The 18,206-nt window shown below is 64.4% G+C and carries 23 protein-coding genes; 7 read left to right on the plus strand and 16 right to left on the minus strand.

Annotated elements, in window-relative coordinates; genetic code table 11:
- Positions 1-29 precede the first annotated feature (29 nt).
- Positions 30-785 carry a TerC family protein gene (locus ACK6C6_RS23170; RefSeq protein ID WP_409269510.1) on the plus strand — a complete coding sequence of 252 codons (756 nt, stop codon included), beginning with the start codon at positions 30-32 and terminating at the stop codon, positions 783-785.
- Here ACK6C6_RS23170 and map read toward each other — a convergent pair.
- From map to ACK6C6_RS23215, 9 genes are all read right to left on the minus strand, one after another.
- On the minus strand, positions 782-1,552 hold the full coding sequence (gene map / locus ACK6C6_RS23175; RefSeq protein WP_209587853.1) for a type I methionyl aminopeptidase: 771 nt from the start codon (positions 1,550-1,552) through the stop codon (positions 782-784). The genes ACK6C6_RS23170 and map overlap by 4 nt on opposite strands.
- The gene (locus tag ACK6C6_RS23180) at positions 1,549-1,791 is read right to left on the minus strand and encodes a ParD-like family protein (protein WP_051996465.1); all 243 of its coding nucleotides are present in this window, start codon (positions 1,789-1,791) and stop codon (positions 1,549-1,551) included. Before ACK6C6_RS23180 ends, map begins: the two co-directional genes overlap by 4 nt.
- 102 nt (positions 1,792-1,893) lie before the next feature.
- Positions 1,894-2,034 (minus strand): hypothetical protein, encoded by a 141-nt coding sequence (locus ACK6C6_RS23185; protein WP_409269511.1) that lies wholly within the window; start codon positions 2,032-2,034, stop codon positions 1,894-1,896.
- Positions 2,035-2,080: 46 nt separating this feature from the next.
- Entirely contained in the window at positions 2,081-3,160 is a 1,080-nt protein-coding gene (locus tag ACK6C6_RS23190; RefSeq protein WP_409269513.1) for an AI-2E family transporter, read from the minus strand.
- A gap of 176 nt (positions 3,161-3,336) precedes the next feature.
- Positions 3,337-3,927 (minus strand): SCO family protein, encoded by a 591-nt coding sequence (locus ACK6C6_RS23195; protein ID WP_292039809.1) that lies wholly within the window; start codon positions 3,925-3,927, stop codon positions 3,337-3,339.
- 2 nt (positions 3,928-3,929) lie between these two features.
- On the minus strand, positions 3,930-4,823 hold the full coding sequence (gene cyoE, locus ACK6C6_RS23200; RefSeq protein ID WP_409269716.1) for a heme o synthase: 894 nt from the start codon (positions 4,821-4,823) through the stop codon (positions 3,930-3,932).
- 92 nt (positions 4,824-4,915) lie between these two features.
- Positions 4,916-6,028 carry a COX15/CtaA family protein gene (locus ACK6C6_RS23205; RefSeq protein ID WP_409269514.1) on the minus strand — a complete coding sequence of 371 codons (1,113 nt, stop codon included), beginning with the start codon at positions 6,026-6,028 and terminating at the stop codon, positions 4,916-4,918.
- A gap of 55 nt (positions 6,029-6,083) precedes the next feature.
- On the minus strand, positions 6,084-6,695 hold the full coding sequence (locus ACK6C6_RS23210; RefSeq protein WP_409269515.1) for an SCO family protein: 612 nt from the start codon (positions 6,693-6,695) through the stop codon (positions 6,084-6,086).
- Positions 6,682-7,467 (minus strand): SURF1 family protein, encoded by a 786-nt coding sequence (locus tag ACK6C6_RS23215; protein WP_409269516.1) that lies wholly within the window; start codon positions 7,465-7,467, stop codon positions 6,682-6,684. The genes ACK6C6_RS23210 and ACK6C6_RS23215 overlap by 14 nt, the downstream gene beginning before the upstream one ends.
- A gap of 33 nt (positions 7,468-7,500) precedes the next feature.
- Between ACK6C6_RS23215 and ACK6C6_RS23220 the strand changes: the two genes are divergently transcribed.
- Positions 7,501-7,701 carry a twin transmembrane helix small protein gene (locus tag ACK6C6_RS23220; protein WP_027867006.1) on the plus strand — a complete coding sequence of 67 codons (201 nt, stop codon included), beginning with the start codon at positions 7,501-7,503 and terminating at the stop codon, positions 7,699-7,701.
- 152 nt (positions 7,702-7,853) lie between these two features.
- On the opposite strand, the gene ACK6C6_RS23225 is transcribed toward ACK6C6_RS23220, so the two are convergent.
- The 6 genes from ACK6C6_RS23225 to ACK6C6_RS23250 all read right to left on the minus strand — a co-directional run bounded on the left by ACK6C6_RS23225 (position 7,854) and on the right by ACK6C6_RS23250 (position 13,548).
- Positions 7,854-8,711 (minus strand): cytochrome c oxidase subunit 3, encoded by an 858-nt coding sequence (locus ACK6C6_RS23225; RefSeq protein ID WP_209587847.1) that lies wholly within the window; start codon positions 8,709-8,711, stop codon positions 7,854-7,856.
- A 69-nt stretch (positions 8,712-8,780) separates the two neighbouring features.
- A complete protein-coding gene (locus ACK6C6_RS23230) occupies positions 8,781-9,359 on the minus strand; it encodes a cytochrome c oxidase assembly protein (RefSeq protein ID WP_209587846.1) in 579 nt (192 codons plus the stop codon).
- 13 nt (positions 9,360-9,372) lie between these two features.
- Positions 9,373-9,483 carry a cytochrome oxidase small assembly protein gene (locus ACK6C6_RS23235; protein ID WP_209587845.1) on the minus strand — a complete coding sequence of 37 codons (111 nt, stop codon included), beginning with the start codon at positions 9,481-9,483 and terminating at the stop codon, positions 9,373-9,375.
- A gap of 2 nt (positions 9,484-9,485) precedes the next feature.
- The gene (ctaD, locus tag ACK6C6_RS23240; RefSeq protein ID WP_209587844.1) at positions 9,486-11,081 is read right to left on the minus strand and encodes a cytochrome c oxidase subunit I; all 1,596 of its coding nucleotides are present in this window, start codon (positions 11,079-11,081) and stop codon (positions 9,486-9,488) included.
- 40 nt (positions 11,082-11,121) lie between these two features.
- Positions 11,122-12,309, minus strand: coding sequence for a cytochrome c oxidase subunit II (gene coxB / locus ACK6C6_RS23245; protein ID WP_081925914.1), 1,188 nt, complete (start codon positions 12,307-12,309; stop codon positions 11,122-11,124).
- 345 nt (positions 12,310-12,654) lie between these two features.
- Positions 12,655-13,548, minus strand: a complete 894-nt coding sequence (locus ACK6C6_RS23250) for a methyltransferase domain-containing protein (RefSeq protein WP_209587843.1) — start codon at positions 13,546-13,548, stop codon at positions 12,655-12,657.
- A 97-nt stretch (positions 13,549-13,645) separates the two neighbouring features.
- Here ACK6C6_RS23250 and ACK6C6_RS23255 point away from each other — a divergent pair, with 97 nt between their 5' ends.
- From ACK6C6_RS23255 to ACK6C6_RS23275, 5 genes are all read left to right on the plus strand, one after another.
- Entirely contained in the window at positions 13,646-14,380 is a 735-nt protein-coding gene (locus ACK6C6_RS23255; RefSeq protein ID WP_409269519.1) for a double zinc ribbon domain-containing protein, read from the plus strand.
- An 11-nt stretch (positions 14,381-14,391) separates the two neighbouring features.
- Positions 14,392-14,862, plus strand: coding sequence for a tRNA (uridine(34)/cytosine(34)/5-carboxymethylaminomethyluridine(34)-2'-O)-methyltransferase TrmL (gene trmL / locus ACK6C6_RS23260; protein ID WP_209588284.1), 471 nt, complete (start codon positions 14,392-14,394; stop codon positions 14,860-14,862).
- 164 nt (positions 14,863-15,026) lie between these two features.
- A complete protein-coding gene (locus ACK6C6_RS23265) occupies positions 15,027-15,581 on the plus strand; it encodes a PEP-CTERM sorting domain-containing protein (protein ID WP_409269521.1) in 555 nt (184 codons plus the stop codon).
- 156 nt (positions 15,582-15,737) lie between these two features.
- Positions 15,738-17,066, plus strand: coding sequence for a potassium transporter TrkG (locus tag ACK6C6_RS23270; RefSeq protein ID WP_209587840.1), 1,329 nt, complete (start codon positions 15,738-15,740; stop codon positions 17,064-17,066).
- Entirely contained in the window at positions 17,056-17,757 is a 702-nt protein-coding gene (locus ACK6C6_RS23275; protein WP_409269524.1) for a potassium channel family protein, read from the plus strand. Before ACK6C6_RS23270 ends, ACK6C6_RS23275 begins: the two co-directional genes overlap by 11 nt.
- A gap of 2 nt (positions 17,758-17,759) precedes the next feature.
- On the opposite strand, the gene ACK6C6_RS23280 is transcribed toward ACK6C6_RS23275, so the two are convergent.
- The gene (locus tag ACK6C6_RS23280) at positions 17,760-18,167 is read right to left on the minus strand and encodes a YgiW/YdeI family stress tolerance OB fold protein (RefSeq protein ID WP_409269526.1); all 408 of its coding nucleotides are present in this window, start codon (positions 18,165-18,167) and stop codon (positions 17,760-17,762) included.
- Between the last annotated feature and the right edge of the window lie 39 nt (positions 18,168-18,206).

Consider the following 18,206-nt stretch of genomic DNA (forward strand, 5'->3'; position numbering starts at 1 on the left):
ACCATGGCCTTTTTCACAACGGAGCGGCCATGGAACTGCTAGCGGACCCGAACGTCTGGATCGCCTTCCTCATGCTGAGCGCCCTCGAGATCGTGCTCGGGGTCGACAACATCATCTTCATTTCGATCCTGGTCGGCCGCTTGCCGCCCGAGATGCGCGACAAGGCAAGGCGCCTGGGCCTGGGCTTCGCCATGGTCTCGCGCCTGCTGCTGCTGTTCTCGCTGAGCTGGGTAATGGGGCTCACCGCGGACCTGTTCAATGTATTCAATCAGGGCATCAGCGGGCGCGACCTGGTGCTGCTCTTCGGCGGCCTGTTCCTGCTCTACAAGGCCTCGCACGAAATTTTCGTCGAGGTGGAAGCCAAGGACCAGGCCGGGCCGCAGGACGTGGCCGGCACCGCCGCCGCCGCGGCCGCGACCAACAAGCTATTCTGGAGCATCATCGGCCAGATCGCCGTGATCGACATCGTGTTCTCGCTCGACTCGGTCATCACCGCGGTGGGCATGGTGGATCACATCAGCGTGATGGTGGCGGCGGTGATCTTCTCGGTGCTGGTGATGCTGGTGGCGGCCAAGCCGATCGGCGACTTCGTCGACCGCCATCCGTCCGTCAAGGTGCTGGCGCTGGCCTTCCTGGTGATGGTCGGCATGGCGCTCACGGCGGAAGCCTTCGAAGCGGACATTCCGAAGGGCTATATCTACGCCGCGATGGCGTTCTCGCTGGTGGTGGAAGGGCTGAATATCCGAGCGCGCGCCAAGCGCAAGGCCCTACCGCCGAGGATTTAAAGGATTGGCATCGTCTCGCCGGGGCGCAGGGTCAAGACCCGCACGCCCTGGCGCGTCACCGCGACGGTGTGCTCGAACTGCGCCGATAGCTGGCCATCGACGGTGACCACCGTCCAGCCATCATCCTCGGTGCGCACGGCATGCTTTCCCTGGTTGATCATCGGTTCGATGGTGAAGGTCATCCCCTCGCGCAGCACCAAGCCGGTCTGCGGCCGCCCCCAGTGCAGCACCTGGGGCGGCTCGTGCATCTCGCGCCCGATGCCGTGGCCGCAGTAGTCGCGCACCACCGTATAGCCATGCTTGCGTGCGTGGCGCTCGATGGCGTGGCCGACGTCGCCCAGGCGCGCGCCGGGACGCACGGCCCGGATGCCCTTCCACATGGCCTCATAAGTCACCTTCACCAGCCGCCTGGCAGCGGGCGACACCTCGCCCACCAGGTAGGTCTTGCTGGAGTCGGCAATGTAGCCGTTCTTCTCGAGCGTGATGTCGAGGTTGACGATGTCGCCGCTCTGCAGGATCTCGGTGTGCGAGGGCACGCCGTGGCAGACCACGTTGTTGCGGGAGGAATTCAGCGCGTAGGCATAGCCGTACTGGCCCTTGCTGGCCGGACGTGCGCCCAGCGCATCGACGATGAAGCGCTCGACCAGGTCATTGACCTGCATGGTCGACATGCCGATCAGGTTCAGGCTGTCCAGGTGGGCGAACACGCCAGCCAGCAGCCGGCCCGATTCGGCCATCAGCACAATTTCTTCAGGCCGCTTGGTCATGCCGCCGCTGCCTTGACGGCGTCCGGCGGTCCTCCCGCTACCCGCACGCTTTCTGGCGCCACCCCGGCAGCTTTCAGTTCGCGCGCGACGATCTCATTGAAGCTCATCGTCGGGTTCATCTCGCACAGCATGCCGATCTTGATCCAGAATGCCGCCTGCGCGTTGATCGAGCGGCAGGACACACTGCTCGCCTTGCGGATCTGGTCATGTACTTCGTCGTCGATGTTTACGATGCCCACTATACTCTCCATATACGTTCCATATATGGATTATATACACATCAAGAACAAGCACAAGTGATGCTGGTCAATCCAGCTATTGCTTGCCCTTGGGCGTGTAGGTCAACCCGAAGCGCTTGGCGTAGTCGAATCGAAGCCCAGCGGATTGCCGCTCAGCTGGCTGCCGTACGGCTGGGGCTTGCCCTCCTTGATGCGGACGCAGTCCTCGAGCATTGCCACGGTCATCAGGGTCAGGTCTGACATTGAGACACGGACCCAACAATGATGTGGATGAGGCCGTGTCCAAATGTCAGACCTGACCCTCGCTGTTGCTACCCTGGCGGATCACCCGGTCCGGCGTGCCGGTCCAGTCGGTCATCAGGGAGTAGCCGACCGCCAGCAGGGTCGGCCCGATGAACATGCCGACGAAGCCGAAGGCGATCACCCCGCCCAGCACGCCCAGCAGGGTGAGCAGGAAAGGCAGGCTGCTGCCGCGGCTGATCAGCATGGGGCGCACGACGTTGTCGACGCCGCTGATCAGGAAAGTGCCCCAGATCACCATGAAGATCGCCCAGCCGGTCTCGTGATGCATGAACAGCCAGAAAGCCGCGCCGCCCCAGATGAGCGGCGGGCCGACCGGGATCAGGGACGAGATGAAGACCATCACCGACAGCAGCGGCACCGCCGGCACGCCCGCGATGGTGAAGCCGATCGCCGCCACCACCGCCTGCGCCAGCGCGGTGCCGAGCAGGCCGTACATGACGCCGCGCACCGTCTGGCTCACCGTGTTGGCGACCGATTCGGCGCCCTCGCCCATCACGCGCCGCATGGTCACGGCGATCACTTCGAGCAGGGCCTTGCCGTCGCGGTAGAAGAAGAAGCTGACGAAAGCGGCCAGGCTGAGCTGGACCACGCCGGTGCCCAGCATCAGGCCACCGGCGATCAGGTAGCGCCGCGCCGGCTCCAGCATGCGCTGGGCCAGCGCGATCATCTGCTCGCGGCTGGCGACCAGCTCGCGCAGGTAGTTGTCGATCGTCGTGCCCACCAGCGGCAGTTCGCGTACCCAGGACGGCGGAATCAGTTCACGGTGCTCCACCGCGGTGCGCAGCTCGCTGAAGCCCCTGGCGACATCGTCGGCCAGGTTGTAAGCGACCATCGACAGCGGGATGATGACGAGCAGGGTGAGCGACAGCGTCATGGTCAGCGCCGCCAGGGTACGGTGCCCGCGCATCGCATATTGCAGGCGCAGGTAGAGCGGCCAGGAGGAGATCACGACGCAGGCCGCGAACAGGATCGCGGCCAGGAAAGGCTTGAGGACGTAGAGGCAGCCCAGCGTCAGCAGGACGACAATGGCGATGCGGGTGTAGTTCCTGCCCTGGCGTTGTTCCATGCCGTCCCTGTCGAGTGGTGTTTACACCATCATAACAGCAGACTTGTTAAGGATGACGTAGGGTGGGCGGCTTTGCCGCCCACGCGGTGATCGCTAACGATTCCGTTTTCGCGCCGGATGATCTTGCTGCCAACTATCACCGCGTGGGCGGGGAACCCGCCCACCCTACTGTAGCGTTACAGGAGCTGGCGCAGGTCCGATGCGATTGCACCCGGCTCGGCCTCGTGACGCACCAGCAGGCGCACCCTGCCCTCGCGGTCGAACACATAGCTGCCGGTCATGTGGTCCACCGTGTAGTTCTTGGGATCGTCGCCGGACGGCGTCTTGGCGTAGAACACCTTGAATTCCTTGGCGGTGCGTGCGGTGGCTTCGGCATCGCCGCGCAGGCCGATAAAGCTCGGGTGGAAGGCCGGCACGTAGGCATTCAGCAGTTCCTGGGTGTCGCGCTCGGGGTCGAGTGTGATGAACAGCACCTGCACGTCCTTGCTTGCCGGGCCGAGTTCCTTCATCACGGTGGCCATCTTGGCCATCGTGGTCGGGCACACGTCCGGGCACTGGGTATAGCCGAAGAACACCACGGTCAGCTTGCCGCGGAAGTCTTGCAGCGTGCGCGGCTTGCCGGTGTGGTCGGTCAGCGAGAAGCCCTTGGCGTAATCGAGGCCGGTGATGTCGGTATTGACGAAGGCCGGGGTCTTGTTCGACAGCTTGTCGCAGCCGGCGGCCAGCACCGCCGCGGACAGCATCAGGGCGGTCAGCAGTTTTTTCATGGTCAAAACTTGAAGTAATGGTCGACCAGCAGCGCGGCGAACAGCAGCGACAGGTAGACGATGGACCAGGTAAAGGCATTACGCGCAGCCATGTCGCTGTAATGCTTGTGCACGCGCCACGAGTGGCGCAGGAAGACCGCGTTCAGCACGACGGCCGCGGCCAGGTAGATCAGGCCGCTCATGCCGACGGCAAAAGGCAGCAAGGTGGTCGCCGCCAGCGCGATGGTGTACAGCCACACCTGCAGGCCGGTGTACTGCATGCCGTGGGTAATCGGCAGCATTGGCAGGCCGGAGCGGGCGTAGTCCTCGCGGCGGTACATGGCCAGCACCCAGAAGTGCGGCGGGGTCCAGACGAAGATGATGAGCACCAGCAGCCAGGCTTCCATCGGCACTTCATTGGCGACGGCGGCCCAGCCCAGGGCCGGCGGCATGGCGCCCGACAGGCCGCCAATGACGATGTTCTGCGGCGTGGCCGGCTTGAGCAGCATGGTGTAGATGAAGGCATAACCGACGAAGGTGACGAAGGTCAGCCACATGGTGAGCGGATTGACGAGGAAATACAGCACGCCCATGCCCAGGCCGCCGATGATCGTCGAGAAGACGATCGTCTGGGTGCTGGTGAGCTCGCCCATGGCGGTGGCGCGGCGCGCCGTGCGCGCCATGCGCGCGTCGATCTCGGCCTCCACCAGGCAGTTCACGGCGAAGGCGGCGCCCGCCAGCAGCCAGATGCCGACGGTGCCGGCAACCAGCACCTGCCAGCCCGGGAAACCGTCGGTGGCAAGGAACATCCCGATCACCGCGCAGAACACGGCCAGCTGCGTGACCCGTGGTTTGGTCAGGGCCCAGTACTGGGCAACGCGGCTCGGGGGTTTATGGAGGGCTGTCTGGGTCGTCATCGATGGGGGGCGTGGGGACTCGAACCGCGGCAAGGCCGGGGTCGCGGTGGCGCCGGCCAGGTCGCGGCTCTCGTCGAGGCTCAATTCGCTGCTCATCCGGCGCGGTTCACTTCAAGTTGCTGTCTCACCCGATAGTTTAACATGGTCACCAGCAGGACCAGCAGGGCCGCCCCCGCGTTATGCATTACGGCAATGGCGAGCGGGAAGTCGAAGTAGACCGTGGCCACCCCGGTCAGCAGCTGGACGACCAGCACCCCGGCCAGCCATTTGGCGTGTTTTGCCAGATAGGCATGGCGCCAGGCGCGCCACACCAGCAGGCCGACGACGGCGACCACCAGGATGGCGAAGTTGCGGTGCACCCAGTGGATCGCCACCAGGGCCGAGAACGGCAGGTAGTGGCCGGCCGCCGTCTTGCCCAGCTCGCGCCACAGGTGGAAGCCGTGCTCGAAATCCATTTCCGGCACCACTCGGCCGTCGCACAGCGGGAATTCATCGCAGGCCAGGGTCGCGTAGTTAGTGCTCACCCACCCGCCCAGCGCGATCTGCACCGTGATGACGACCGCCGCCAGCAGCGCCAGCGTGCGGATGCCGCGCAGCGCGGCGTCGTCGCCGGCGCGTGGCGGCTTGTGCATCAGGTAGTCTTCACGCCCGCCGAGCCAGGTCAGCAGGGCCAGCAAGCCCATGCCCAGCAGCAGGTGGATGGTCACGATCACCGGTTGCAGCTTCAGGGTGACGGTCCAGGCGCCGAAAGCGCCCTGGATGCACACGAAGATGAACAGCGCCAGCGGGATGCCCGGCTTGAAGGCCTGCATCTTCGTCTTGCGCCACTGCACGGTGGCGGTGATGAGCAGGGCCATGATGATCACGCCGATGCCCATCGCCAGGTAGCGGTGGATCATCTCGATCCAGGCCTTGACCACGGTGACCGGCCCGGTCGGCATGGCGGCTTCGGCCGCCGAGATCTGCTCGTGCGCCAGGAAGGGATTGGCCATGCCGTAGCAGCCCGGCCAGTCCGGACAGCCCAGGCCCGAGTCGGTCAGGCGGGTAAAGCCGCCGAAGACGATCAGGTCGAAGGTCAGGAAAACGGCGACCCAGACCAGCTTGCGGAACTTGTTGGGGTCCGAGGACATCCAGACCATCGACAGTGGCAGGATGGCCACGAGCACGCCCATCAGGGCCAGTTGGATCAGGGAAGAAGCTTGCATTATCTATCAGGGTGTCGCGGGCCATGCGCATGGCCCTGGATGGGATCGGGCCTGGTCAGCCGATCGCGGAAGCCTTGAGCAGCTTGGCGATATCCTTGTGTACTTTGCCCGGGTCCGGATTGACGGGGAAGCGCATCATCAGGTTGCCGAGCGGGTCGATCAGGTAGATGTGGTCGGACGGTTGCGTGCCTTTGTCGGCCGGCAGCCACTGGTCGACGGCCTCCTTCGGCGCGCGCAGCAGGTGCATGCCGTCGTATTGGCGGATCGTCATCGTGTCGAGCGGCTGATTGTCGGTGACGAGCCAGACACGTTCGACGCGGTCCATGTTCTTGCCCTGCATGGTGCGCCACTGGCGCATCGCGAACAGCTGCTTCTGGCAGGCCTCCAGGCATTCGCCGCCCCCGACCTTCAGCATGATCCACTTGCCCGCGTACTGCTCCAGCGTTTCGGGGCGGCCGTCGAGCGTGGTGCTGGCCATGGCCGGGATCGGCCTGCTGCGCGGGTCGATCAGGGTGCCGTAGTTGGTGCGCCCGGTCGGCTTGATGACGTAATAGGTGAGATAGGACAGGATCATCGGTGCCGCGCAGACCAGCAGCACGGCGAACAGTTTCCAGCGGCCCGTGCGGCGGGCCTTCACCGGATCCTTGGCGGGATCAGTTGCCTGCATCACTGGTTTCTGCTTCAGGTTTTCCTGCATCGGCTTGTTTTGCTCCACTCTTTGCTCCACTTCGGAACCCTGTTATCACAAAAAATAGGATGGCCATGGCCGCCAGCGCATACCACTGGAAGGCGTAGCCGCGGTGCTTGTCGATGCCGCTCGAGGGCGAGGGCCAGACCCGCAGCAGCATGTCGTCCAGCTCGCCCGGCTGGTCCGGCCCGGTCTGCTGCACGAAGAAGGGCTGCAGCACCAGTCCGGTGGCCTTGGCCACCAGGGCCGGATCGATGTTCTGGACGATCGCCTTCGGCGCCAGCGGCGCGGCCTCACCCAGGTCCATCACGTGCCCGGCCGAGGCCACGACGATGCCTTCGACCGTGACCGTGCCCGAGGGCGTGGTGAAGGCAGGCAGCTTGCCGTATTCCGCTTCGCGCGGCAACCACCCGCGCATCACGAGCACATGTGTGTTCGATCCCGCGATTTTAAACGGCATGACCAGGTAGTAGCCAGGACGGCCGGCCATCGGGCGGTTGGCCAGGAACAGCGGCCAGCCGGCGACGAACTCGCCGCTGACGCTGACATGCCGGTATTCGAGTTGGGCGGCGGGCGTGAGGGCGCTGCCGAGCGCCATGGGTGCTTCGGTGGCGAGGGTGGCCAGCTTTTCCTGCACGGCCAGCTTGTATGCGGCCCTGCCCTGTTGCCAGTTACCCAGCGCAATACCTACCAGGGCAACAAGCAGTGCGGCGATGAAGGGAATGAGGCGAAAATGGAAGGGGAAGCGCATTACAATGATGCCTCAACCTTGACTGGGCCAACCATGAAACTGCTTGTTGCGATTGCCTTCATCCTAATCCTAGCCAGCCTTGCGTCGGCCCTTTTCTTCCTGATGCGCGACAAAGGCCAGAGCAACCGGACGGTGCATGCGCTGGCGCTGCGGGTCGGGCTGTCGATTACCCTGTTCCTGTGCCTGCTCGGCGCCTACAAGATGGGGTGGATTGCCCCGACCGGTATTCGCTGACCGCGAAACCACCATCATAAATGTAGGGTGGGCAGGTCTCCTGCCCACGCGGTGATCGCCATCGGCTCCGCTTTCGCGTTCGATGATCTTGCTGCCAACAATCACCGCGTGGGCGGGGAACCCGCCCACCCTACGTGTTACCTCGAACTTGCTTACAGCCAATACACGACGACGTACAGGCCCAGCCACACCACGTCGACGAAGTGCCAGTACCAGGCCGCGCCTTCGAAACCGAAGTGATTGTCCGCCGTGAAGTGACCCTTGAGCACACGGTACAGGATCACCGACAGCATGATCGCGCCCATGGTCACGTGGAAGCCGTGGAAGCCGGTCAGCATGAAGAAGGTCGAGCCGTAGATGCCCGAGGTCAGCTTCAGGTTCAGGTCCGCATAGGCGTGCATGTATTCATAGACCTGGAAGCCCATGAAGATCGCACCCAGCAGGATGGTGGCGAACAGCCAGAACGCCGTCTTGGAACGGTGGCCGGCGCGCAGCGCGTGGTGCGAAATGGTCAGGGTCACGCCCGACAGCAGCAGCAGCGCGGTGTTGATGGTCGGGATCGGGAACGGCCCCATGGTCTGGAACTGGTCCACCACGCCGGCTGGGCCGGTGTTGCCCCAGGTCGGTGCGAAATCCGGCCAGATGATCTTGTGGTCGAGGTCGGAGAGCCAGGGCATGGTGACCGCGCGCGCGTAGAACAGCGCGCCGAAGAAGGCGCCGAAGAACATCACTTCCGAGAAGATGAACCAGCTCATCGACCAGCGGTAGGACAGGTCGATGCGCCTGCCGTACATGCCCGACTCGGATTCCTTGATGGCGTCGCCGAACCAGAAGTACAGCACCACCAGGGTGGCGGCGATGCCGGCCAGGCACACTGCCGGCCCCCAGGGGGCGCTGTTGACCCAGCCGGACGCGCCGGCCATGGTGACCAGCATCGACATGCCGGCGCACATCGGCCAGCGCGACGGGCCTGGCACGAAATAGTAGGGCGCGGTTTGTGGCGAACTCATTTTCATCTCCTCATCTACTCTTGTGTTTTCGGGTGATTCTTTTGTGTCGCTAAGTCTTGTCTACTGCCCTTACTTGACTGTCGCTGTCGCCGCTTTCGCCGACGCCGTCTGCACCGCGCCGCCGATCTCGAAGAAGGTATACGACAGGGTGATGTTCTTCACCTCGCGCGGCAGCGCCGGATCGATGAAGAAGACCACCGGCATCTGGCGCGCTTCGTTGGCGGCAAGCGTCTGCTCCTGGAAGCAGAAGCATTCCACTTTCTTGAAGTGCGGCGCGACGACCTGGGGTGCGTAGCTCGGGATCGCCTGCGCCTTGACCGCCCTCGCCTGCGTGTTGACCACCTCGTAGGTGACGGTGGTCAGCTCGCCGGGATGCACTTCGATGCTGCGCTGGACCGGGCGGAAGCGCCACGGTCCCTGCGCATTGCCATCCAGCTCGACGACGATCTTGCGGCTCTTGTCGATCTGGGTATTCTTGGGCGCTTCCACGAACTCGCCCTGGGTCAGCACGTTGATGCCGAGTACCTCGCAGATCTGGCGGTACACCGGCACCAGCGCGTAACCGAAGCCGAACATCACCACCGCCACCACCACCAACTTCATCAAGGTGGTGCGGTTCAGTTGCAGCAGCCGTTTGCTCGCGCTCATCTCGACGCTACCTTCAGCTCAGCCAGGTGAACTTGACGAACACGCTGGCGAAGAAGAACAAGGCGATCCCGCCCAGGATCAGGGCGGTACGCAGGTTGCTGGGCTTGCGTGGTTCCTGGACCATGATCACTTCACCAGCGGCGGGGTTTCGAAGGTGTGGAACGGCGCCGGGCTCGGCACGGTCCACTCCAGGCCTTCCGCGCCTTCCCACGGCTTGGCCGGGGCCTTGGCGCCGCCGCGGATGGTCGGCAGCACGACCGCGAACAGGAAGTAGACCTGCGACAGGCCGAAGCCGAAGGCGCCGATCGACACGATCATGTTGAAGTCGGTGAACTGGGTGGCGTAGTCCGCATAGCGGCGCGGCATGCCGGCCAGGCCCAGGAAGTGCATCGGGAAGAAGGTGACGTTGAACGTAATCAAGGAAAGCCAGAAGTGCACCTTGCCGCGGAATTCCGGATACATGTGGCCGGTCCACTTCGGCGCCCAGTAGTAGAAGCCGGCGAACAGGGCGAACAGCGAGCCTGCCACCAGCACGTAGTGGAAGTGCGCCACCACGTAATAGGTGTCGTGCACCTGGATGTCGATCGGGGTCACCGCCAGGATCAGGCCGGTGAAGCCGCCCATGGTGAACACGAAGATGAAGCCCACCGCGAACAGCATCGGGGTTTCGAAGGTCATCGAGCCCTTCCACATGGTGGCGACCCAGTTGAACACCTTCACGCCGGTCGGCACCGCGATCAGCATGGTGGCGTACATGAAGAACAGCTGCGAGGTCACCGGCATGCCGGTGGTGAACATGTGGTGCGCCCACACGATGAAGGACAGGATCGCGATCGAGGCGGTCGCGTAGACCATCGAGGCGTAGCCGAACAGGGGTTTGCGTGCGAAGGCCGGGATGATCTGCGAGACGATGCCGAAGGCCGGCAGGATCATGATGTAGACCTCCGGGTGGCCGAAGAACCAGAAGATGTGCTGGTACATCACCGGGTCGCCGCCGCCGGCCGCGTTGAAGAACGAGGTGCCGAAGTGGCGGTCGGTCAGGGTCATGGTGATGGCGCCTGCCAGCACCGGCATCACGGCGATGAGCAGGTAGGCGGTGATCAGCCAGGTCCAGCAGAACATCGGCATCTTCATCAGGGTCATGCCCGGCGCGCGCATGTTCAGGATGGTGACGATGATGTTGATCGAGCCCATGATCGACGAGGCGCCCATGATGTGCATGGCGAAGATCGCCATGTCCATGCCCGGGCCCATCTGGGTCGACAGCGGTGCGTACAGGGTCCAGCCGGCCGCGGTGGCGCCGCCCGGCGACAGGAAGGAGCCGGCCAGCAGGATTGCCGCCGGCGGCAGCAGCCAGAACGAGAAGTTGTTCATGCGGGCGAAGGCCATGTCCGAGGCGCCCACCTGCAGCGGCAGCATCCAGTTGGCGAAGCCCACGAAGGCCGGCATGATCGCGCCGAACACCATCACCAGGCCGTGCATGGTGGTCAGCTGGTTGAAGAACTCGGGGCGGAAGAACTGCAGGCCCGGCTCGAACAGTTCGGTGCGGATCATCAGCGCCAGCACGCCGCCCGAGAGCAGCATGATGAAGGAGAACCACAGGTACAGGGTACCGATGTCCTTGTGGTTGGTGGCGAACAGCCAGCGGCGCCAGCCGTGTGGGTGGTCGTGCGCGTGGTCGTGGCCGTGGTCGTGTGCGTGATCGATGGTGCTGGTAGTCATGTCGATTCCCTGAAGCTTAGATAGCTAACACAGTGCTACGTTATTTGCTGCGGGCAGCCAGCACTTCCGCCGGTTGCACGATGTTTTCCGCAGCCTTGTTCGACCAGGTGTTGCGGGTATAGGTGATCACGGCGGCGATCTCGGTGTCCGACAGCTGCTTCCAGGCCGGCATCGCCGACGGATAGGCCGGGGTGTCCTGGCCGTTGAGCAGGATGTCGATCTGGTGCGCCTTGGCGCCCAGCACGTTCGGCGAGCCGTCCAGCGGGGCAAAGGCGTTCGGCACGCCCTTGCCGTTGGCCTGGTGGCAGGCCACGCAGTTGGCGGCGTAGACCTGCTCGCCGCGGGTCTTCAGTTCGTCGATGGTCCAGACCTTGTTCGGGTCGTCGGCCAGGGCGGCCATGCGCTTCTTCTCGCCGGCGACCCAGGCGGTGTAGTCCTCGGCGGACACCACGCGCACCACGATCGGCATGAAGGCATGGTCCTTGCCGCACAGTTCGACGCAATTGCCGCGGTAGACGCCGATCTTGTCGGCCTTGAACCAGCCGTCGCGCACGAAGCCCGGAATCGCGTCCTGCTTGATGGCGAAGGCCGGGATGGTCCAGGCATGGATCACGTCGTTGGCGGTGAACACCATGCGGATTTTCTTGCCGACCGGGACGACCATCTCGTTGTCCACTTCGAGCAGGTAGTTCTCGCCCTTTTTCTCGGTGGCAGCCTGGCCCGGCAGGCCGATCTGGGCGCGCGGGGTGGCCAGGTTGGACAGGAAGGAAATGCCCTCGCCTTCGCCGTTCAGGTAGTCATAGCCCCATTTCCACTGCATGCCGGTGGCCTTGATGGTGATGTCGGCGTTCGAGGTGTCCTTCAGGGCGACCACGGTCTTGGTGGCCGGCAGGGCCATGCCGATGACGATCAGGAAGGGAACGATGGTCCAGGCGATCTCGACGGCGGTCGATTCGTGGAAGGTGGCGGGCTTGTGGCCGAGCGACTTGCGGTGCTTGAACACCGAATAGAACATGACACCGAACACGCCGACGAAGATCACCAGGCAGACGATCATCATCCAGTTGTGCAGGTCGTAGATATCGGCGCCAACGCCGGTCACGGGGGGCTGCATGTTCAACTGGTGTTCCACCGGCCGGCCCGTGATTTCCGGAGCCGCCCATGCTGGGATGCCGGCCGTTGCTGCGAGGCCGAACATCCAGGCCCCAAGTCGCGATGCGTATGTCATGTTGTCCCCAACCACCCAAAATAAAAATATTTTTTAACGGTCGACAGCTCCATGAACGAACTGGCGCCGCTCCGAAACGTAATTCGCAGAACGGTTATACCAGTACCGCGAAATTGCGCTGCGGAATCGGTGGGAACCTACACGCTGGGGGCCGGTCGCTTTGTGCTACCCGCCATCAGCGGCTCTGCTGATGCTGCAATTCATTTCTCGTTGTATTTCTATTTTCGCGCCTGGATTGCTGCTTTTTTCAGCGTTTTCCTCGTCCAGACGACAAAAATAGCTACTGATTATAATCAAATCAGTAATTTTTATTCAAGGAAAATCGGGCGTCGTTGTTGCCGGCAGTTATTGAGACTTGCGTGGCTGGAAACGCACGATCGCCTCCCCTGCCGCGGTGGTGCGCGGGGCCGGACGGAAGGCGTGGCCATAGATGACCTCGAAGCTGAGGCCGAGCTTGCCGTCGGGGCGGCGCTGGGCCTCGAAGGCATCGAGCATGCGCCGCCACGCCGCGCGCCCGACCAGGCCGCGCCGGCGCGTATCGAGCGGGTTGCCGCCGAAGGCGCGCACGTCGCGCAGCAGGCTCTCTGCAGTGTCGTAGGTGACGGTGATGCGCTCCATGTCCATGACCGGGGTGGAAAACCCCGCCTCCACCAATTGGTCGCCGAAGTCGTGCATGTCGACGAAAGGCAGCGTGTGCGGCGTTTCATCCATGGCGGCAAAGGCGCTGCGCAGCTCGGAGAAGGTGTCCGGGCCGAAGTTCGAGAACATCAGGAGGCCGTCCACCCGCAAGACCCGCCGCCATTCCGCGAACACGCGGTCCGGCTGCGGATGCCAGTGCAGCGCCAGGTTCGACCACAACAAGTCGAGCGAGTTCGTCCCGAAAGGCAGCTTGCCGAAGTCGCCGCACACGATGTCCACGCCGGCCTTGGCCGGCAGCAAACGGCTGAGCATCTGGTTCAGCGAGCGGGTGGCCGGCGCCGGCGCTTTCGCGGCCGTGGCCATGGCGGGGGCGGCGTCGATGCCGAGGATCTGGGCGGCCGGATAGGTCTTCTGCAGCAGCGCCAGGTCGGCGCCCGTGCCGCAGCCGGCATCGAGCACCTGCTTCGGCGCGATCTTCACGAGCTGCAGGCGCTCGTGCATGCGCTGGGCGATCTCGCGGCGCAGGAAATCGGAAGCCTGGATGCGGCCGGGCTGGGCGAACAGGGTACGGACGCGCTCGAGGTCGATCGGCGCGCTCATGCGGGAAGGTTGCGGTGAAGCCATGGTGGTGAAGCGCTCAGTGCGATAACTTGGTGAGATAATGGCGGAGTGTACATGCTCCTGTGGATTCGAGTAGATGCCCCTGCTTTTCCACTCCCTGCTGCCGCGTGTTCTTCATGCGCTGTTGCCGTCCAGCTGCGTGCTGTGCGGCAGCCTGGGAGAGCAAGCGGTCTGCCCGGCCTGCACGCAGGCGCATGCGCGGGACCTGCACACGCGCTGCCCCTGCTGCGCGAACCCGGTCGGCACCGCCGACGGCGCCCGCCGCTGCGGCGCCTGCCTGGCCGATGCGCCGGCTTTCGACGCCACCGTGGCGGCCTGCGACTATGGCGCGCCGGTCGACCGGCTGGTGCTGCAGCTGAAATTCGCCAGCCGGCTGGCGCTGGCGCCGTGGATGGCGGGCCGCTTGCGCGAGGCCGTTCGGGCGCGCGGCGCAGACTTGCCGGAGCTGCTGTGCCCGGTGCCGCTCGGGCCGCGCCGCCTGGTCGAGCGCGGCTATAACCAGGCGCTCGAGCTGGCCCGGCCGCTGTCCAGCGCGCTCGGCGTTCCGCTGGCGCCGCGACTGCTCGAACGGCAGGTGGAAACGGCCGCGCAGTCAGGCGTGGCGCCGGGCGAGCGCCGCCGCAACGTGCGCGGCGCCTTCGTCCTGGCCGAAGGCCATCCGGCCCTGGAATGCGTGCACGTCGGCGTGGTCGACGACGTCATGACCAGCGGCCACACACTCGATGAACTGGCCGGCGTGCTCAAGCGCGCCGGCGCGGCACGCGTCACCAACCTGGTGTTCGCGCGTACGCCGCCCACCCATAGAAATTGAAGGAGAACATGTTGTTCCACGTCGTCCTGGTCGAACCGGAAATCCCGCCGAATACCGGCAACGTCATTCGCCTGTGCGCCAACACCGGTGTCCAGCTGCACCTGATCGAGCCGCTCGGCTTCCCGCTCGACGATGCCAAGATGCGCCGTGCCGGCCTGGACTACCACGACTACGCCACCATGAAGGTGCACAAGAACTGGGACGCCTTCCTGCTTGACGTGAAACCGGATCCTTCGCGTATGTTCGCGCTGACCACCCACGGCTCCTCGCCTTTCGCCGACGCCGGTTTCCGGCCGGGTGACGTGTTCGTGTTCGGCGCCGAATCGCGCGGCCTCGACCCGGCCCTGCGCGAAACCTTCGCCCCAAGCCAGCGCATCCGCCTGCCGATGATGCCGGACAACCGCAGCCTCAACCTGTCCAACACGGTGGCAGTCGTGGTTTACGAGGCCTGGCGTCAGAACGGCTACGCCGGCGGCGCCTGAGAGTCGACCTCGAGCATTCCCAATGGCAATGTTACTTATTGTCGCGAAGTTACGACACAATGTAGAAATATCCACAATTTAACGCGACAGTATTTGGCGAACAGGAGTACGCTGGCCACGTGGCGTTGTCGATCGGCGCCCCCTGTTTTTGCTTGAGGTTTCAAATGAAGAAGTTACTTTCCACCGGCGCCCTGCTCCTGTGCTGCACCGCCGCCCATGCGGCCCCCGGCGACACCATTTCCTGGGGCTTTTCCTTCAACGGTTTCTACGACAGCGTGTCGGACAGCTTCCTGCCCGAGGAAGTCATCTCCGGCTCGTTCAAGGGCCATGATCTGAACAGCAATGGCCTGCTGGAAAAAGACGAGCTGCTGGCCCTGGTCGTCGGCGAACTCGACTACATCGCCTGCGCCGCCACCAGCAACCCGTTCTACCAGTGCGGCGCCACCAGTTTTTCCTTTTCCCAGGATGCCGATCTGCATTTCAGCGTCGGCAGCTACGGCCAGGATCCCGAAGGCTGGGTCGGCGGCGGGCGCCTGATCACCACCGGCGACCAGCACTACGACTACGAATTCAATCCAAACATGACCCAGGAGCGCCACCTGTACTGGACCAGCGACACCCGGCTGACCATGATGTCGCAGGCGCCGGAACCATCGACCTGGGCGATGCTGGCGGCCGGCCTGGCCGGGCTGACCTGGCGCGCACGGCGCCGCCGATAGCGGCATGGCCGCAGTTTTGCGGCGTCGCCCCCGCTCCATGTGTTAGGGTTCGGGTGATTCAAGGCAACGAGTGCCGCGACAAGCGGCCAGGCCTCACGACACCATGGACTTTCGAACCCTTAGCGCCCTGCCGCGCGCATCGACACGGATGCGCGCATGAAAACACTTATCCATCCCGCACGGGCCGTCGCCCTGGGCTTCCTGCTGGCCATCGTGGTCGGCACGCTGCTGCTCATGCTGCCGGCGGCGCGCGCCGACGGCCTGCCGGCGCCGCCCCTGGTCGCCCTGTTCACCTCGGTCTCGGCGGTATGCGTGACCGGCATGGCCATCGTCGACACGGGCAGCTACTGGTCCGGCTTCGGGCAGGCCGTGATCATGTTCCTGTTCCAGCTCGGCGGCTTCGGCCTGATGACCGCCGCCACCCTGCTCGGCCTGATGGTCAACCGTTCGCCCAGGCTGCGCACCCGCATGATGACGCAGACCGAGACGCGCCTGCTCGGGCTGGGCGACATCACGAGCGTGGCGAAGGTCGTGCTCAGGGTCGCCCTGATCTGCCAGCTGCTGCTGTTCGCGGTCCTCACGCTCAGGCTGCACCTCGGCCATGGCCTGGATTGGGGCGATGCCGCCTGGAGCGGACTGTTCCATGCCGCCTCGGCCTTCAACAATGCCGGTTTCTCGACCCATGCGGACAGCCTGGTGCGTTACGCCGGCGACGCCCTGGTGCTGGGACCGATCATGATCGCCATCGTCATCGGCGGCATCGGCTTCCCCGTGTTGCACGACCTGCGCCACCGCTGGCGCGACCCGCGCCACTGGTCGCTGCACACCAAGCTGACGCTGACCGGCTCACTCATCCTGGTGCTGGGCGGCTTCCTGGCGATCGTGATATTGGAATGGAACAATGTGCGGACCATCGGGCCATTTTCCCTGTTCGATAAACTATCGAACAGCATGTTCATGTCGGTCGCGGCGCGCACCGCCGGTTTCAATACGGTGGACATCGGCGCCCTCACCCCGGAAACCTGGGCTGTGCACTACTTCCTGATGTTCATCGGCGGCGGCAGCGGCGGCACCGCGGGCGGCGTCAAGGTCGGCACCATCGCCATCCTGGCCCTCCTGGTGATCGCCGAAGCAAAAGGACATACCGATACCGAAGCCTTCGGGCGCCGCGTCGGCGCCTCGGCCCAGCGCCAGGCCATCACGGTGCTGGTCCTGGGCTCCATCATCGTCGCGGTGGGCACGGTGATCCTGCTGCGCATCACCCACTTCCCGACCGACCAGATCATCTTCGAGGTAATCGCCGCCTTCGGCAGCGCGGGACTGTCGACCGGCATCACCCACCAACTGCCGCCCAGCGGCCAGCTGCTGCTGGCCGTGCTGATGTTCATCGGCCGGGTCGGCACCATCACGCTCGCCACCTCGCTCGTCCTGGGCGAACGGCGCATGCCTTATCGTTATCCGGAGGAACATCCAATTGTTGGGTAGGATTTTTACAGAACAGTTCGCCTTTTCGGCGAGCGACAGCGTCGTCGTCATCGGCCTAGGGCGCTTCGGCGGCGCCGTCGCCCAGTCCCTGATGCGCCTGGGTCACGACGTGATGGGCATCGACAACCGTGAAGACCTGGTCCAGTTCTGGGGCGACCGCCTCACCCACGCGGTGCAGGCCGATTCCACCAACGAGAGCATCATGCTCCAGCTGGGGGTGGCCGACTTTTCCCATGCCATCGTGGCGATCGGCTCGAACCTGTCCGCCAGCCTGATGACGCTGATGGTGTTGACCGAGCTCGGCATCAAGGACATCTGGGTCAAGGCCCAGACGCCGGAGCACGGCCAGATCGCCCAGCGCATCGGCGCCCACCACGTGATCTTCCCGGAAGCGGACATGGGCGCGCGCGTGGCGCACCTGATCACCGGGCGCATGATGGACTTCATCGAGTTCGAGGACGGCTTCGCCATCGCCAAGATCCATGCGCCGCTCGACACCCACCACCAGACCCTGGCCGAGTCGCAGGTGCGCTCGCGCCACGGCGTCACGGTGGTCGGCGTCAAGCGCGCCAACGAGGACTTCCAGCATGCGCAGCCGGAAACCCGCATCCTGCCGAACGACCTCCTGATCGTCTCCGGCCCGACCAAGAAGATCGAGGTGTTCGCCAGCAGCGGGCGCAAGCGCAAGTAAGCTTATTTGCCCACGACCTTGATCTGCTTGACTTCGAAACTGGAGTCGCCGAAGGTCTCCTTGTCGAATTCGCCGGTCAGCTCGACCACGGTGTTCTGGTCGATGCTCACGCCCGCCGGAAAGTGCTCGGGTTCGATCTCGACGGTGATCTTGCCGCTCTGGTCGGCGAATTCGTAATCGTCCCCGCCCTTGTGGCTGAGCAGCTTGCCCTGCAGGCGCGCGTGCTGGTCGTCCTTGCCCTTGTCGAGCAGTTCCTTGGCGGTCGTCAAGGGAACGCTCGACGGCCCCGTGTAGCCGGAAGTCGCGGCCGGCTTGGTGGACGGCCCGGTATAGCCGGCCGGCTGGCCGATGGCGAAGGCCGATGCGGCCAGCAGGGTCGTGACAGCGGAAATCTGGACAATGCGTTTCATGTTGGCTCCTGGTGTGAATGATGGGACACAGGCGCATTA

It is taken from the genome of Massilia sp. BHUDP2, from assembly GCF_046236355.1.
Lineage (GTDB): Bacteria > Pseudomonadota > Gammaproteobacteria > Burkholderiales > Burkholderiaceae_D > Telluria > Telluria varians.